General features: G+C 70.6%; 19 protein-coding genes. 10 read left to right on the forward strand and 9 right to left on the reverse strand.

Annotated elements, in window-relative coordinates:
• Positions 1-124: 124 nt before the first annotated feature.
• From P0Y48_00405 to P0Y48_00425, 5 genes are all read right to left on the reverse strand, one after another.
• Positions 125-577, reverse strand: coding sequence for a hypothetical protein (locus P0Y48_00405; GenBank protein ID WEK13705.1), 453 nt, complete (start codon positions 575-577; stop codon positions 125-127).
• Positions 574-1,029: a hypothetical protein gene (locus tag P0Y48_00410; protein ID WEK13706.1), complete on the reverse strand. Its 456-nt coding sequence runs from the start codon at positions 1,027-1,029 to the stop codon at positions 574-576. Before P0Y48_00410 ends, P0Y48_00405 begins: the two co-directional genes overlap by 4 nt.
• Positions 1,026-2,801: an ABC transporter C-terminal domain-containing protein gene (locus P0Y48_00415; protein WEK13707.1), complete on the reverse strand. Its 1,776-nt coding sequence runs from the start codon at positions 2,799-2,801 to the stop codon at positions 1,026-1,028. Before P0Y48_00415 ends, P0Y48_00410 begins: the two co-directional genes overlap by 4 nt.
• A complete protein-coding gene (locus tag P0Y48_00420) occupies positions 2,798-3,073 on the reverse strand; it encodes a hypothetical protein (GenBank protein ID WEK13708.1) in 276 nt (91 codons plus the stop codon). Before P0Y48_00420 ends, P0Y48_00415 begins: the two co-directional genes overlap by 4 nt.
• Positions 3,074-3,231: 158 nt before the next feature.
• Complete coding sequence (locus P0Y48_00425; protein ID WEK13709.1) at positions 3,232-4,674, reverse strand: XRE family transcriptional regulator; 1,443 nt, start codon at positions 4,672-4,674, stop codon at positions 3,232-3,234.
• A 118-nt stretch (positions 4,675-4,792) separates the two neighbouring features.
• Here P0Y48_00425 and P0Y48_00430 point away from each other — a divergent pair, with 118 nt between their 5' ends.
• Positions 4,793-6,676, forward strand: a complete 1,884-nt coding sequence (locus tag P0Y48_00430; protein WEK13710.1) for a phosphoenolpyruvate carboxykinase (GTP) — start codon at positions 4,793-4,795, stop codon at positions 6,674-6,676.
• On the opposite strand, the gene P0Y48_00435 is transcribed toward P0Y48_00430, so the two are convergent.
• The 3 genes from P0Y48_00435 to P0Y48_00445 are packed head-to-tail and all read right to left on the reverse strand — an operon-like array spanning position 6,654 to position 8,070.
• Positions 6,654-6,968, reverse strand: a complete 315-nt coding sequence (locus P0Y48_00435; GenBank protein ID WEK13711.1) for a hypothetical protein — start codon at positions 6,966-6,968, stop codon at positions 6,654-6,656. The genes P0Y48_00430 and P0Y48_00435 overlap by 23 nt on opposite strands.
• Positions 6,965-7,519: an Asp23/Gls24 family envelope stress response protein gene (locus P0Y48_00440; protein WEK13712.1), complete on the reverse strand. Its 555-nt coding sequence runs from the start codon at positions 7,517-7,519 to the stop codon at positions 6,965-6,967. Before P0Y48_00440 ends, P0Y48_00435 begins: the two co-directional genes overlap by 4 nt.
• Before the next feature lie 5 nt (positions 7,520-7,524).
• Entirely contained in the window at positions 7,525-8,070 is a 546-nt protein-coding gene (locus tag P0Y48_00445; GenBank protein ID WEK13713.1) for an RNA polymerase sigma factor, read from the reverse strand.
• Between the two features lie 252 nt (positions 8,071-8,322).
• Between P0Y48_00445 and P0Y48_00450 the strand changes: the two genes are divergently transcribed.
• The 6 genes from P0Y48_00450 (at position 8,323) to P0Y48_00475 (ending at position 10,639) form a co-directional block, all read left to right on the forward strand.
• Positions 8,323-8,769: an Asp23/Gls24 family envelope stress response protein gene (locus P0Y48_00450; protein ID WEK13714.1), complete on the forward strand. Its 447-nt coding sequence runs from the start codon at positions 8,323-8,325 to the stop codon at positions 8,767-8,769.
• A complete protein-coding gene (locus tag P0Y48_00455) occupies positions 8,766-8,954 on the forward strand; it encodes a DUF2273 domain-containing protein (GenBank protein WEK13715.1) in 189 nt (62 codons plus the stop codon). The genes P0Y48_00450 and P0Y48_00455 overlap by 4 nt, the downstream gene beginning before the upstream one ends.
• 2 nt (positions 8,955-8,956) lie before the next feature.
• Positions 8,957-9,268, forward strand: a complete 312-nt coding sequence (locus P0Y48_00460) for a hypothetical protein (protein ID WEK13716.1) — start codon at positions 8,957-8,959, stop codon at positions 9,266-9,268.
• Positions 9,265-9,822: a DUF6286 domain-containing protein gene (locus tag P0Y48_00465; GenBank protein WEK13717.1), complete on the forward strand. Its 558-nt coding sequence runs from the start codon at positions 9,265-9,267 to the stop codon at positions 9,820-9,822. Before P0Y48_00460 ends, P0Y48_00465 begins: the two co-directional genes overlap by 4 nt.
• Positions 9,819-10,376, forward strand: coding sequence for a hypothetical protein (locus P0Y48_00470; GenBank protein ID WEK13718.1), 558 nt, complete (start codon positions 9,819-9,821; stop codon positions 10,374-10,376). Before P0Y48_00465 ends, P0Y48_00470 begins: the two co-directional genes overlap by 4 nt.
• A gap of 65 nt (positions 10,377-10,441) precedes the next feature.
• A complete protein-coding gene (locus tag P0Y48_00475; protein WEK13719.1) occupies positions 10,442-10,639 on the forward strand; it encodes a CsbD family protein in 198 nt (65 codons plus the stop codon).
• A gap of 90 nt (positions 10,640-10,729) precedes the next feature.
• Here the strand turns inward: P0Y48_00475 and P0Y48_00480 are convergent, their stop codons facing one another.
• Complete coding sequence (locus P0Y48_00480) at positions 10,730-12,631, reverse strand: ABC transporter ATP-binding protein (protein ID WEK13720.1); 1,902 nt, start codon at positions 12,629-12,631, stop codon at positions 10,730-10,732.
• A 134-nt stretch (positions 12,632-12,765) separates the two neighbouring features.
• On the opposite strand from P0Y48_00480, the gene P0Y48_00485 reads away from it, so the two are divergent.
• Genes P0Y48_00485 through P0Y48_00495 form a run of 3 tightly spaced genes read left to right on the forward strand, consistent with a single transcriptional unit; the run spans position 12,766 to position 15,370 of the window.
• Complete coding sequence (locus P0Y48_00485; GenBank protein WEK13721.1) at positions 12,766-13,707, forward strand: ATP-binding cassette domain-containing protein; 942 nt, start codon at positions 12,766-12,768, stop codon at positions 13,705-13,707.
• Positions 13,704-14,555 (forward strand): ABC transporter permease, encoded by an 852-nt coding sequence (locus P0Y48_00490; GenBank protein WEK13722.1) that lies wholly within the window; start codon positions 13,704-13,706, stop codon positions 14,553-14,555. The genes P0Y48_00485 and P0Y48_00490 overlap by 4 nt, the downstream gene beginning before the upstream one ends.
• On the forward strand, positions 14,552-15,370 hold the full coding sequence (locus P0Y48_00495; GenBank protein ID WEK13723.1) for an ABC transporter permease: 819 nt from the start codon (positions 14,552-14,554) through the stop codon (positions 15,368-15,370). The genes P0Y48_00490 and P0Y48_00495 overlap by 4 nt, the downstream gene beginning before the upstream one ends.
• Positions 15,371-15,401: the final 31 nt, after the last annotated feature.

Here is a 15,401-nt window from a genome sequence, read left to right on the forward strand (position 1 = left end):
GCGGTGGGGGAACAGGCGTGCCGGCGGGTGCTGGCCGTGAGCCGGCGGGCCTCGGGGCTGGCGGGGGTGGCGTGGTCATGGTGCTCCTTGGTGAGGATGGGATAGGGGTTGGCGAGTAGAGGCGTCACTCCGTCGGGGGTGAGCCGCAGCGCGAGATGGCGAAGATGTCGACGACGGGTTCGTCTCGCTGGTCCGCGTCGACGTAGACGCTCATCGTCATTCCCCGGTAGTCAATGGCGAGGTTGGGGTCGGAGACGGGGACGCCGGTGTCGACGACGACGAACTCGTCGGGCAGTTCGCGCGTAAGGGTCGCGATGAACTGCTCGCCGTCGAAGGGTGGGTCGGGGTAGGCGGCCCAGTGCTCCGTGTACGAGGCGGTGCCTCGGCGGCATGGCCCTTCCTTTCCCGTCGACCGGTCTGTGATCCTTGTGCCGGGTGGAAGGTGGTCAGCGATTGCTTGCACCGCCGATCGAGTCTCCGTCCGGAGCTGGTCGAACGACGGCAGCGGGGAGCATCCGACGAGCAGGGATGCCGCGGCGACGGTGAGCAGTGCAAAGCGCAGATGCGTGAATGTCATTCGTCCTCCGGCGGCAGGCCGCAGCGCGAGATGGCCAGGATGTCCACGATGGGCTCACCCTGGTCGTCCTCGACGATGACGCCGATCGTCATCCCCCTGTAGCTCAAGGAGAGGTTTGGGTCGGACATCGTTACTCCGGTCTCGAACACGTCGAACTCGTCGGGCAGCTCGCGAACGAGCGTCGCGATGAACTCTTCGCCGTCGAAGGGCGGCTCGGGGTAGCTCACCCAGTGCTGTGTGTACGACGCCGTGCCCCTGCCGCACGGGCCTTCCTCTCCTGTCGACCGGTCCTCGACCTCCGTACCGGGCGGAAGGTGGTCGGCGATCGCCTGGGCCGCTGCCCGGCTCTCCCATTCGAGTTGGTCGAACGACGGCAGCGGGGAGCATCCGACGAGCAGGGCGCAGACGCCGGCCGTAGTCGCGGCCGCCGCGCGCCTTCCCATCCGGTTCATTCGGCAGCCTCCTTGAGCGTTTGCCGCAGCGACCACATCACCGGTCCGTTCGCCGCCAGATCCGCCACGAGAATCTTGTTGTGCTGGTCGACCCCGATGGAGATGCCCGCGAAAGTGGCGGCCGGCGGGGAGATGACGGAGAGCGGGCCGATCCATCCCGCCTCGGGTAGGCCGGTGTCGATCTCGGTGAAGCCCGACTGTGCGGTCGGCGTGACGTCGTAGCCGAACCCGAGAGCCTCGTGATCGTCGAGATGCCGGTTGATGTCGGCCGGACCCTGGGCGGCGAAGTACCGCGTGCCATCCCGCGGCTCCCAGCCCGCTGTCATCCCGATCCCGGCCAGCGTGTACCGCGCCGCGAAGTGCGCGCCCCTCTGCTCCGCCTCGCCCGCCGGGGCAGATCCGAAGGAATGCTCGCTGCTGACGATCGGCTTACCGCCGGTGACCACGTCGAGTTCTGCGGTGAGATTCGCATACGCCCGGCCCAACGGGCGGGCGAACCAGTTGTGATGCGGCCCTCGCGACCACCAATCGTCGAGTTGAGGGAAGTCGCCCTGCTTGACGACGAGACCCGAAACCGACACGTTGGTCGGCGGGTTCTCCACCTGCCAGCGCGTCAACGCCGTGATCCCCTCGCGCCGTGTCGAGCTGTAGAACGAGTCCATGGTCGTGTTGGTGCCCGGCATGAAGGTGAGCAGCACATCGGCCGTGTCGGGGTCGCCGAACACCTCGATGATGTGCTCCTGGTCGGGGCGGTAGAGGTAGAGCTGCACCTCGCCACGGCCCACGCGGTCGAGGTAGTCGAGCTCCCGATCGTCGGCGAGGCGCGGCGCGTCCACCGGGGCCGGTGGCATGTGGGGCACCCGCCCCTGCGGGCGGTCCCACCGATGTGTCGCTTCGCGGCGCTGCCGGCGCCGGAAGGCGGCGTACGCGATCGCGAAGAAGCGGTTCGCGGCGATCCGCACCGCCGCCGGGAGTCCGCCGAGCGCGCCGATCACGACGGGAAGGTGCTCGATGAGGCGCGCCTGCTGATCCGGGTCGCCCGCCAGGCCCGCCCACCAGGCGGCGACCTCCGTGGGCGGCAGTCCCAGGAGCTGATCGCAGAGGTCGGGGTGCGCGGCCGCCAGCGCGCGCAGGTCGGATGCCGAGAGCGTGCCGAGCAGTCGAAGGAGCCCCCGGGGGCTGCGGGCATCGCCGCCGTCGCGCAGCGCCGCGAACAGGGCGCCTCGCACATCGCGGGACTGGAGGGCGGCGGCGCAATCGGCATCCGCGCGCCGCCTCCGCACGACCAACGCGTCCCACCGCTCCTCGACTGCTTCGAGTTCGCGGTCGAGGGTGCGCAGTTCGGCGTGTAGCCGCTCGGTTCGCTCCGCGGCATCCGTGAACGCGACCTCCGGAGCATGCAGTTCTGCCGTGGCGCTCCGCCACCGCAGCACCGCGTCGTCGCGCTCGTCGATCAGCCGCGCGCGGTGGCGGGTGAGCGCATGCTGCTCGTCTTTGATCCCGTCGATGATGTCGGCGTAGGGCGCGAGCACGTCGCCGGTGGCTCGGAAGCTGTCGATCAGCACGTCCAACTCGGGGAGCGCCGTATCGATCTCACGGACGAACGCGTCATGTGCGGCGCCCGTCCAGGCCGCCCCCGAGGCCGTGGCGATGGCATCGACCACATCGGTCGAGGTGCGCGCCAGCCGTTCCGCACGCGCATGGCGGTCCTCGGCCCACGCCCGCAGCGCGCCCGGATCGCCCGCGCCGGGATCGAGGCGCGGGTCGGTCACGAGGGCCTCGCCATCGCTCCGTCGAGAGCGCCGAACACGGCGACGGCGCGCCCCGGCATCCGTCCGCTCGTCTCCAGCACATGGGCGATGTGGGCGGCCCGCTCGTGCTGCTCGCCGGTGACCTCCGTCAGCGGCGCGACGACCTCGGGCGACGCGACGGCGCCGGGGTCGACGGGCGCGAGCCGGCCCGCCTCGAGGACCGTCCGCGCAGCCCCCAGCAGTCGTGCGGTCGCGCTCCGCAGCGCGGCGTCGTCGATCGACACATCGTCCACTCGCCCCCACCTCCGGGAGAGAGCGTAGAAGAACAACTCATGAATGAGTGTCGGACGAGGTCCTGATCAGCGAGATTGCCCGTCAAATTGCCGCTTCGTCGTGGCATTCGCGTCGCCGTGGCATTCGCATCGCCGTGGCATCCGCCTCCGCCTCGTGGTCAGCCCTGCGCGTGACGATCGAGGAAGGCGTACACCTCGCCGTCGTCGACACCGGGGAAGGCGCCGCGGGGGAGCGGCGAAAACATCTGCATGTGCACGCGGGCGCTCGGCCACGCCTTGCCCTGCCAGCGTTGCGTCAGGTCGGCGTCGGGCCGGCGGCAGCAGCTCTCGTCGGGGCAGGTCGACACCGCGCGCTTCTGCGTCTCGCGTCCGCGGAACCACCGCGCGTCGTCGAACGGCACGCCCACGGTGATCGAGAACTCGCCGTCGGAGGTGCTGCCCGTCTGGCTGGAGCACCAGAACGTGCCCGCCGGGGTGTCGGTGTACTGGTACTGCTCCGTGGTGCGGTTCTGCTCGCCGAACGAGGATCTCGCCGCGAACTTGCGGCACACGATCTGCCCCTCCACCGAACCGGTGACATCCATCGGCAGCGGCAGCTCGTCGTTCTCGTACACGCGGCTGATGGCGCCCGAGCCGTCGACGCGGAGGAAGTGCAGACGGATGCCGAAGTGCTCCGTCAGCAGGTTCGTGAGCCGCATCCCCGCCGCTTCGTGGGTGACGCCGAATGCGTCGCGGAAGTCTTCGACGGCGAGGTTGCGATCCTTCTTGGCCTGCGCGAGGAAGGCGACCGACGCCGTCTCGGGCATGAGGCAGCACGCCGCGTAGTAGTTGATCTCGAGCCGCTGCTGCAGGAAGTCGGCGTAGTCGGTGGGAGGGGTGTGGCCGAGGAGGCGGTGGGCCATCGCCTGCAGCGCCATGGATCGCAGGCCGTGCCCGCCGGGGATCGAGGCCGGCGGCAGGTAGATGCGTCCGTTCTCGAGGTCGGTGACCGAGCGTGCCGAGTGGGGCAGGTCGTTCGCGTAGATCAGCTCGAAGCCCAGCTGCTCGGCCATGATGCTCACCGTCCGGTGCGTGAGCGCCCCCGACACGTGGCCCGCCGACTTGAGCTGCTTCTCGGCCAGCTTCTCGATGTCGCCCAGGTAGTTGCCCCGCTCCCGCATCCGCAGGCGGAGTTCGGTGTTGGCGCGGCGCGCCTCCTCGGGCGTCGCGATGGCCTCGCGCTCGCGGCGGTGCAGTTCGCGGTGCAGGGCGAGCACCGACTCGATCGTCTCGTCGGTCATCGTCCGGGTGACGCGGAGGGGAGGGATGCCGAGGCGGCGGAAGACGGGACTGGTCTGCGCCCGCTCGAGTTCGAGTTCGAGGGCCGCGCGCCGGTTGGGGGGCTCGGTGGAGAGCAGATCGGTCACGTCGGTGCCGGTGGCCGAGGCGATGGCCTGCAAGAGCGACAGCTTGGGTTCGCGCTTGCCGTTCTCGATGAGGCTCAGCTGACTGCCGGCCACGCCGACGATCGCGCCGAGTTCGTCGAGCGTGTACCCGTGCGCGACGCGCTGGTGACGGATGCGGTGGCCGAGGGTCGACAGTTCGAGCGCGGTGGGCGGCATTCCTTGAGCATATCGAAAGAATCGAATTTCTTGACGGCATCCTGGCCGGAAAGTATGCGCAAGTGCGAGCGAGAGTGGACGCAGGGAACGAACCCTCACGACATCGAAGGAGATCGACATGGCCCTCGCCGACATCTTCACCCGCCCGGTTGCCGCACCGCCCGCGGAGACGGCGCGCGCCTACGGTCACGCTCCTCGCATCGCGGGGGAGGGCCTCGACGAACTGCGCGCGTGGGTCGACGAGATCGCGGCGCTCACGCAGCCCGACCGCATCCACTGGGTCGACGGTTCGCGCGCCGAGAACGACGCGCTGCTGCGCCAGCAGGTAGCGGAGGGGAAGCTCATCAAGCTGAACCCCGAGTGGCGTCCCGGCTCCTACCTCGCCCGCTCGCACCCGAGCGACGTCGCCCGCACCGAGGGCCGCACCTTCATCGCCTCCGAGCGCGAGGAGGACGCCGGCCCCACGAACAACTGGGTCGCCCCCGACGAGATCCGCGCCACGATCACGCCCCTGTTCGCGGGCTCCATGCGCGGTCGCACGATGTACGTCGTGCCCTTCTCGATGGGCGCGGTCGGCGGGCCGCTCTCCCACATCGGCGTGCAGGTCACCGACTCGGCCTACGCCGTCACCTCCATCGGCATCATGACGCGCGTCGGCACGGCGGTGCTCGAGCAGATCGCGGCGGGCAAGCCGTGGGTCAAGACCGTGCACTCGGTGGGCGCCCCGCTCGCTCCGGGGGAGCAGGATGCCGCGTGGCCCTGCAACGACGAGAAGTACATCGTCCACTTCCCCGAGACGCTCGAGGTGTGGTCGTTCGGATCGGGGTACGGCGGCAACGCGATCCTGGCCAAGAAGTGCTTCGCGCTGCGCATCGCCTCGGTGATCGGGCGCGACGAGGGCTGGCTCGCCGAGCACATGCTCCTCATCCGCGTCATCAGCCCGGAGGGTCGCGCCTACCACCTGGCGGCGGCCTTCCCGTCGGCGTGCGGCAAGACGAACCTCGCGATGCTGCGGCCGACCATCCCCGGCTGGCGCGTCGAGACGCTCGGTGACGACATCGCGTGGCTGCGTCCCGGTGAGGACGGACGGCTCTGGGCGATCAACCCGGAGGCGGGCTTCTTCGGCGTCGCGCCCGGAACCGGCGCATCGACGAACGTGACCGCCGTCGAGACGCTGTGGGGCAACACGATCTTCACGAACGTCGCGCTCCGCCCCGACGGCGACGTGTGGTGGGAGGGCCTCACCGACGAGGTGCCCGCCGAGCTCACCGACTGGGAGGGCAAGCCGTGGACCCCGGCATCCGGTCGTCCGGCCGCCCACCCCAACTCCCGCTTCACCGTGAGCGCGGGCCAGTGCCCGCAGATCGCGTCGGACTGGGATGCCGCGGAGGGCGTGCCCATCGACGCCATCCTCTTCGGCGGCCGCCGCGCGACGAACGTGCCGCTCGTGCTGGAGGCGACCGACTGGACGCACGGCGTCTTCCTCGGCGCGAACGTCTCGTCGGAGCGCACTGCTGCCGCCGAGGGCACCGTCGGCGAGCTGCGCCGCGATCCCTTCGCGATGCTGCCGTTCTGCGGCTACAACATGGCGGACTACTTCGGCCACTGGCTGCAGGTCGGTCAGGCGCTGCGGTTCGACCGTGCTCCGCGGATCTTCCAGGTGAACTGGTTCCGCAAGGGCGCCGACGGCCGGTTCCTCTGGCCCGGGTTCGGTGACAACTCCCGCGTCATCGAGTGGATCGTGCGTCGCATCGACGGTTCGGTGGGTGCCCAGGAGAGCCCCATCGGCCGCCTGCCGATCATCGAGGACCTCGATGTCGACGGGATCGACGTGACCGACGCCGACCTCGACGAGCTCTTCGACGTCGACCCGGCGCTGTGGCTCCAGGAGGCCGACCTCACGGAGGAGTTCTTCTCGACCTTCGGCGGCAAGGTGCCCGCCGCGCTCTACGCCGAGCTGTCCGCCCTCCGCTACCGCCTCAAGCTCGCTCGGCAGGGCTGATCCGGCTCACCCTCACCGTCACGCGGGCGGCGGGGTCGCCGAGCACGTCGCGCACCCGCGCCGCGACGACGTGGGCGACCGCGTCGGCCCGGTCGTGCGCCACGCCGATGCTGACGGTCGCCTCGTACCCTTCGTCGCCGGCGGACAAGGTCGAGAACGTCTCGGCCCGATCGACGGCGACACGCCAGAGACGGGCGGGCAGCGGGGCGGCGAAGTACAGCTCGGATACGCCCGGGACGTCGCGGACGGCCGCGTCGATGCGCGCGGCGAGCTCGGCGGTGTCGGCGCTCATCGCTCGCCCTCCCGGGTGCGCAGGGAGTCGATCGTGACGTCGATCGTGCCCGCCTGCCAGGACGCGCTCGATGCGATCGCGGAGCGCACGGCATCCCGTACCCGACCGGCGACCTCGGGAAGCGGGGTGCCGTGCAGCGCGCTGATCGTGAGCGCGACGTCCACGACCGCATCGTTCACATCGACGTCGACACGTTCCACGAGGATGCCGTCGACGCCGTCACCGGCATCCCGGATCAATCCGCGCAGGGCGCCCTCCGTCACGACGACCGTGATGTCGCCGTCGGAGGCGAGCGGCAGATCGCGACCGGCGCGCGACTCGCGAGCCACCTCGCCGATGATCTGCTCGAACCAGGACTCCTCGAGCTCGATCTCCGCGTCGGCCTCCACCAAGGTGCGCGAGAGCGCTCCGAGCCGGTCCATCGAGTCCAGAACGGCCCGGCACTGCGCGTCTCCGTCGATCGCGGGGATCGCGGGCTGCCTGCCGCGGTCGTGATACGCCCCGAGTTCTTCGAGCGTGTAGCCCGACTCGCCGATACTGTCGGTCGCCATCTCCGTCACCTCCACTCCTGCATTCGTTCCCACACGGTGGCACGCGCCCGTGAGAGCCGTCCGCGCACCGCGGTCGCCGAGATCCCCAGCTCGCGGGCGATCTCGTCGTAGCTGTACCCGCTGACCTCCCGGAGGAGCCAGGCGGTCCGCTGCTCCGGCGGCAGCTCGTCGAGGACCTTCCGCAGCGTGTCGAGCTGCGAGGTCGTGAGCGCCGCCTCGTCGGGGCTCGGCCCGACCGCGACGGGGTCGGCATCCTCGATCGGCACGGCCGGGCGACGCGCGCGCATGCGGTCGGTCGCCTTGCGCGCCACGATCGTCGAGAACCACGCGCGCACCCGATCCGGGTCGGTGAGCTCGGGAAGTCGGCGCCAGGCCACGATCAGCGCTTCCTGCACGCAGTCGTCGGCGTCGGCGCGGGAGCCGAGCAGCCGCGTCGCGAATGCCACGAGGTAGGGGCCGTGACGACGCACCAGCACGGCGAACGCCCGCTCGTCGCCGTCGGCGGCGCGCTGGGCGAGGATGCCGTCCTCCACCGAAAGCAGACGCTCCACGTTCCCCCTCGTGACGCGGCACCGGAGCCGCTGACCTCGACCCTGCCACACGGCGCCGTCCCGGAGCGAGTATGCGTCGCCCCCTTGCGCGCGGCCGCCCAGCGAACTAGTGCGATGGGCACGAAGGGGCGGAGGCGCTCAGGGGATGGAGGCGCTCAGCGAACTGCCAGGAAGTCGACCGTGACGTTCGGGCTGCCCGATACGTCTAACCCATGAACGCCCCAGACCGGGGCCGACAGAAAGGCAAGAACCATGGCTACCACCAACTCCACCCCCCGTGGCGCCGTCTCCACCGACTCGACGCCCACCGCCGGTACCGTCGTCACCTCCGGTGGCGGCAAGACCGTCATCGTCGACCCGGTCATCGCGAAGATCGCCGGCATCGCGGCATCCTCCGTGCCCGGCGTGCACGCTCTCGGCGGTGGCGCCGCGCGTGTGATCGGCAGCCTGCGCGAGGCCGTCGGCGCGAAGGACCTCGGTCAGGGCGTGAGCGTGGAGGTCGGCGAGACCCAGGTCGCTGCCGACATCACGATCGTCGCCGAGTACCCCGAGCAGCTGCAGCGCGTCGCCTCCGACGTGCGCGCCGCCGTCGCGGACGCCATCACGCAGCTCGCCGGCATGGAGGTCGCCGAGATCAACGTCACCGTCGTCGACGTGCACATCCCCGGTGACGACCAGCCCGAGGAGCGGGTCCAGTGACGACCGCGGTCTGGGGAGCGGTGGCGGGCGCCGTCCTGGCGTTCGCCGCCCTCGCCTTCGGGTTCTGGGGCATGGTCCTCGTCGCCGCCCTCGCCGCCGTCGGCGCCCTCGTCGGCGCCGTCCTCTCGGGCTCGGTCGACCTCCGCGCCGCCGTGGACGCGGCGCGCGGCCGGCGAGTGGGCTGATCGTGGCGAGCCCGATCATCGGCGGCCGGGTCGTCATCGCGGCCCGGGCGTACGAGCGGATCGCGGCGGCAGCGGCGGCCGATGCCCTCGGCGTCGGCCGGGGCGACGCCTCCGCGAAAGTGCGTGACGACCGGGGTCGGCTCCACGCGGAGATCTCCTCGGCGATCAGCCGCGGAGACGAGCCCATCCTCGCCCGTGCCGAGCGGGCACGCCGCGAGACGGCGCAGCGCCTCCACGACCTCACGGGAGCCACCGTGGCCGACGTGACCCTCGGCATCCACCGTTCGATCGACACCGGAAGGAGAACGACATGACCATCACCGCAACGCGTTCGGCACGTCGCCTGCTGCGGCGCTCGCGCAGCGTGTGGGCAGCCGTGGCCGTCGTCGTGGCCTCCGCCGCGGCCGCGTGGATCGCGGTCGAAGCGGTGCGCTTCGCGCTGGGTCTGCCGGCCTTCGTCGCCAGCCCGCTCACGATGCTCGAGGTGCTGGCATCCGGGTCGACCGCGGGCCTTCTCGCGGGAGCCGCCGGTGCGGTCTTCGGCCTCGTGTGCCTGTGGGGTGCGCTGTCGCCCGGACGCACCGGACGCCGGATCGTCTGGGACGACCGCGCGCCGATCGTCGTCGACGACGGTGTGCTTGCGGGAGCCCTGTCGCGCGACGCGGCCGGCACGGCCGCTGTCTCGCCGTCGCAGGTGGGCACCCGCGTCTCCCGCCGCCAGGCCGCCATCGAGGTCGTGCCGTCGTCGGGATTCCCCGTCGACGCCGCCGCCGTCGAGCGCCGGGCAGCGGATGCCGTGGCGGCTCTCGGGCCTGTGCCCGTCCCGCGCGTGCGGGTGCGGGTGGCTGAAGGCGGGGTGCTGTCATGAACGCAGCCAGCCGCTTCGGCAACCGCGCGGTGCTGACCGTCCTCGGTGTCGTCGGTCTCGCCGTCGCCCTCGTGGCGGCGTGGCCCCTGGCCGGTGGCACGCCGTGGGCTCTCGCCGACGGCATCCGGAACGCCGCGGCATCCGCGGGACTGGCTCCCGTCGTCGCCGCCTGGATCGTCGCCGCCGTGTTGGCGATCGTCATCCTGCTGGCGCTCGTGTGGGTCGCCCGCCGCGGTCGCGGTCGTACCCGTCACGCCGTGGAGCAGCCGGGGCTCCACATCACGACCGGGGTGGTCGAAGACCTCGTGCGCGACGCGCTCCGGGCCGCGCCCGACATCGTGGGCGTCCACGCCTCGACCCACCGGCGCCGGGGTGAGCGGGTGCTCCTGCTGCGCCTCCAGCTGCGTCCGCGAGCCGATGTCGTGCAGGCGGCTGCGGATGTCCGCGCCGCACTCGCGGACCTCGATCGGGCCATGGGCGAGGCCCTTCCCGTCGTCGCGCACCTCACGACGGGCGTGCGCACCGTGCTCGCCCACGACCGCAGGGTCGACTGACCCCCTCCGACCTCCCACCCCGCCGGGTGGGATCAACCAGAGAACGACAACGAAAGGAGCGCCTCATGGGCCTCGCAGACGACATCAAGAACACCGCCGAGAACCTCGCCGGCAAGGCGAAGGAAGCGGTCGGCAACCTGACCGACAACGACAAGCTCGTTGCCGAGGGCAAGGCCGACCAGGTGAAGGCGCACGCCAAGGGTGCCGCCGCCGACGTCAAGGACGCGGCGAAGGACGCCAAGGACGCCCTCGACGGCAAGTGATCCGTCCGGACGCGGCGCATCCCCCTGGGGGTGCGCCGCGTTCGCGCGTCCCCGCGTTCGTGCGTCCGGGGGCGGGCTCGAGCCCTCGGATCAGGTGAGGAGCTGGTGGGCGGCCAGGTCGCGGTAGAGCGGGACGGATGCCACGAGCTCCGCGTGCGTACCCTGTCCGACGACGCTGCCGCCGTCGAGGACGACGATGAGATCGCTGTCGACGACCGTGGACAGGCGGTGAGCGATGACGACGAGCGTGCGGCCCGTGGCCACGGCATCGATCGCCTCTCGCATCCGCTGCTCGTTCAGTCCGTCCAGCGACGAGGTGGATTCGTCCAGGAGCAAGATCGGGGGAGCGGCCAGCAGTGCGCGGGCGATCGCGAGACGCTGGCGCTCGCCGCCGGAGAGCATGACGCCCGCCTCCCCGACGGGTGCGTCGAGACCCAGCGGGTCGCGTTCGAGCACCCCGCCAAGATTGACGGCGCGCAGCACTGCCTCGCACTCGGCGTCGGTCGCCGACGGTGCGCCCAGGCGCAGGTTGTCGGCGATCGTTCCCGCGAGGGTCGGCGCATCCTGTTCGACGTATCCGAGCTGTGCGCGCAGACGGTCGCGGTCGATGCCGCGGACGTCCACGCCGTCGAGCAGGATCGCTCCGGCGGTCGGGTCGTAGAACCGCTCGATGAGCGCGAGGGTCGTGGACTTCCCCGCGCCCGAGGGGCCGACGAGTGCGACGCGCGAACCGCGCGGGACGGCGAACGACACACCCCGCAGCACCTCGCCGTCGCCTGCGGGCGCCACCTCCACCGACGCCGGGTCGACGCGGGCGTCGGAGAGCGCGGCGCGGGCGGCCGTCTCGGCCGACCGGCGCGCCGCCACGACTGCCGCCGGGTAGGCGAAGTGCACCTCGCGGAACTCGATCGCGGGGACGGCATCCACCCCCGTCGCGGTACCGACGAGGCCCGTGTCGACGGAGATGGCGCGCGCGACGCGCTCGTCGCCGTCGGTCTCCAGCGGCAGATCGAGCACTTCCTGGATGCGACCGAGTGCGCCGAGCGCCTGATTGACCGACGTGATCGCCCCGAAGAGGGTGCCCAGGGGTCCGATGAGAAGGAAGAGGAACATCACGAACGTGACGAGCTGGGCGATCGTGATCGACCCGTCGGCCACCCGGAAGCCGCCGAACCCCAGGACGACGAGGAGCGAGGCCTGCAGCGCGATGCCGGCGACGGGCACGACGAGCGCCGACACCTTCGCGATGCGCACGCCCACGCCGTAGACCTCGGTGGCGCGGGCCGTGACCTCGTCGGCCTCGCGGCTCGTCGCGCCGGCGGCGCGGATGGTGCGGATCGATCCGACCGCCCGCTCCACGCCCGAGGCCAGCTCGCCCACCTTCTCCTGCTGCTGCCGCGTGGCGGTGCGGATGCGGCCGCTCAGCACGACGACCGCGGTGATCGCGGCACCGAGCACCGCGACGATGGCCACCAGGAGGATCGGGTCGATGAACGCCATCGCCACGATCGCGCCGAGGAAGATGAGCGCGTTGCCTACGGCATCCGCGAGTCCTTGCGTCAGGACCGCGTACAGGAGGGTCGTGTCGGTGCCCACCCGGGAGACGAGGTCGCCCGTGCGGCGGGCATCGAACTCTGCGATCGGGAGCCGCAGGATGCGGGCGATCAACTGGCGGCGGCTCGAGTAGACGACGGCGGTGCCGGTGCGCTGCAGCAGGTAGTGCTGGTAGCCCGCGACGAGGGAGGCGACCACGACGAGTCCCACGATGACCCAGACCAGGATGCCGAGGGCCTCCCCGGATTGCACCCGCTCGATCACCTGTCCCACCAGGAGGGGCTGGGCGAGGGTCACCACCGCGCCCACGATGCTGAGCAGGCCGACGAAGACGAGCACGCGGGTGTGCTCGAGCAGGAAGGGGAGGAGTTGGCGGAGGCTAGCCCGGGGGCCGTCGTCCTTCGACGGGCGGCGGAGGCCGCGCGCGGGTGTTGACATGGAGGTGCGTCCTCGGAGGGAGTTTCGGGTGTGCCGGGGCGACGCTGCCCTGCTCCCATCTTCCTCCTTGTTCCTGTGGGTGGGCACCGGGCCCCTGCGCGGAGGGTGTCGGAGCTGCGGGATAGTGTGGTCCGGTGCCAGAAGCAGTCATCTCCGCGCAGAACCTCGTGAAGTCCTACAAGGTGAAGGGCAAGCCCGATTTCGTCGCCGTCGACGGTCTCAGCTTCGAGGTCGCCCCGGGCGAATCGTTCGGACTCCTCGGCCCCAACGGTGCGGGCAAGTCGACGACGATGAAGATGATCGGCGCCGTGTCGACCCGCACGGCGGGCGAACTCGAGATCCTCGGACTCGACCCCGACCGGTATGGTCCTGAGATCCGGTCGCGTCTGGGGGTCGTCCCGCAGCAGGACAACCTCGACGGCGAACTCAACGCGCGCGAGAACCTCTACATCTACGGACGCTACTTCGGGCTTCCGGGCAAGGTCTGCCACGAGAAGGCCGACGAGCTGCTCGCCTTCGCGCAGCTCGAGGACAAGGCCAAGAACAAGGTCGACCAGCTCTCGGGTGGCATGAAGCGTCGACTGACGATCGCCCGGGGGCTCATCAACGACCCGCGCATCCTCCTGCTGGACGAGCCGACGACCGGACTCGACCCCCAGGCCCGCCACGTGCTGTGGGATCGCCTCTTCCGCTTGAAGGAACGGGGCACGACCCTCGTGCTCACGACGCACTACATGGACGAGGCCGAGCAGCTGTGCGACCGGCTGATCGTCGTGGACAAGGGGCGCATCATGGCCGAGGGCACACCGGCATCCCTCATCCGCGAGCACTCCAGCAGGGAGGTGCTCGAGGTGCGCTTCGGCTCCGACCGCAACGAGCAGGTCGCGACGCAGCTGCAGGGCATCGGCGACCGCGTCGAAGTGCTGCCCGACCGCATCCTCATCTACGCGCACGACGGTGAGGCCGCCCTGGAGCGCGTCACGACCGCCGGGCTCCACCCGATCACGAGTCTCGTGCGTCGCTCGAGCCTGGAAGACGTCTTCCTGCGCCTCACGGGACGGTCGCTGATCGAATGAGCACCACCACCCATCCCACGCTCGACGAGCTCCGCGCGGAGGCGCTCGAGTGGGGCCGCAAGCCGCGCCGCTACGGCAGCTGGTACGTCACCGAGCACATGGTCCGCGCCATGCGCGCGTACGGCTGGACGATCATCGTCGGCGCGCTGGGGCAGCCCATCATGTACCTGCTGGGTCTCGCCGTCGGACTGGCCGCCCTCATCCAGGTGCCGGTGCGCAGCCACGGCGACGAGGTCGGCTACCTCGTGTTCGTCGCGCCGGCGCTGCTGATCACGGCGGCGATCGCCGTGGCATCCGAGGAGATGACGTATCCCGTCATGGCCGGCTTCAAGTGGCGACGCTACTTCTACGGCTTCAACGCGTCGTCGCTGTCGAGCCCTCAGATCGCGAACGGCGTCATCGCGGGGGCGACGGCCCGCATGTTCGTCGCGGTCGCCGCGTACTACCTCTTCATCTGGATCTTCGGCGCCGTGCCCCACCCCGAGACCGGGTGGCTGTCGATCGTCGCCGGTGTCGCCGCAGGTCTCGCCTTCGGCGTGCCGCTCATGGCCTATGCGGGCTCGATCGAAGACGACAAGGGGCAGTTCGCCCTCGTGCAGCGGTTCCTCTTCATGCCGATGTTCCTGTTCTCGGGCACGTTCTATCCGCTCGAGACGCTGCCGGTCTGGCTGCAGTGGATCGGCTGGGTGTCGCCCGTGTGGCACGGTGCCGAACTCGGCCGCGTCGCCACCTACGGCGCCGACATCTCCGCCGCGATGATCGTCGTCCACATCGTCTACCTCGTCGTCCTCACCGTCGCCGGCTATCTGTGGGGCCGTCGCGTCTTCATCGAGAGGCTCGCCAAATGACCGCCGTCGCCTCACCCGACGTCCGCCGCGGCGGCGTGAGGGCCCTGTGGGCCGGCAATCCCGGCGCCGTCGTGCAGCGCGGCCTCATCGCGGCGCGGTCGTCGAGCTGGGTCGTCGTGCTGTCGGGGTTCTTCGAGCCCGTGTTCTACCTCGCGTCGATGGGGATCGGACTCGGCCAACTCGTCGGCGACGTCGAGACCTCGCAGGGGCTGCAGGTCAGCTACGCGGCGTTCATCGCTCCCGCGCTGCTGGCCGTCTCGGCCATGAACGGCGCGATCTACGACTCCACGTGGAACGTCTTCTTCAAGCTCAACTACGGCAAGCTCTACGAGGGGATGCTGTCGACCTCGCTCGGGCCGCTCGATGTGGCGCTCGGCGAGATCCTCTACGCGTTGCTGCGCGGGCTCCTGTACGCCTCGGGGTTCCTCATCATCATGCAGATCCTGGGGTTGAACCTGGCGCCGACCGCGATCCTGGCGATCCCCGCGGTGCTCCTCATCGCCTTCGGGTTCGCGAGCGTCGGCATGGCGATCACGAGCTACATGAAGACCTTCCAGCACATGGACTGGATCAACTTCGTGCTGCTGCCGATGTTCCTCTTCTCGGCCACGTTCTATCCGATCTCGGTGTACCCGGAATGGGTCCAGCAGATCGTCATGGCGTTGCCGCTGTGGCACGGCGTCGAGCTCATCCGAGGACTCACGACCGGCATCCTCAGTGCGGGGATGCTGTGGCACGTCCTCTACTACGCGGTGATGATCGCGGTGGGCCTCGTCTTCACGACGAAGCGACTGCGGGCGCTGTTCCTCGACTGACGTCCCGCGCGTGAGCCGGGGCGGAGGAGAC

It is taken from the genome of Candidatus Microbacterium phytovorans, assembly GCA_029202445.1.
Classification (GTDB): domain Bacteria; phylum Actinomycetota; class Actinomycetes; order Actinomycetales; family Microbacteriaceae; genus Microbacterium; species Microbacterium phytovorans.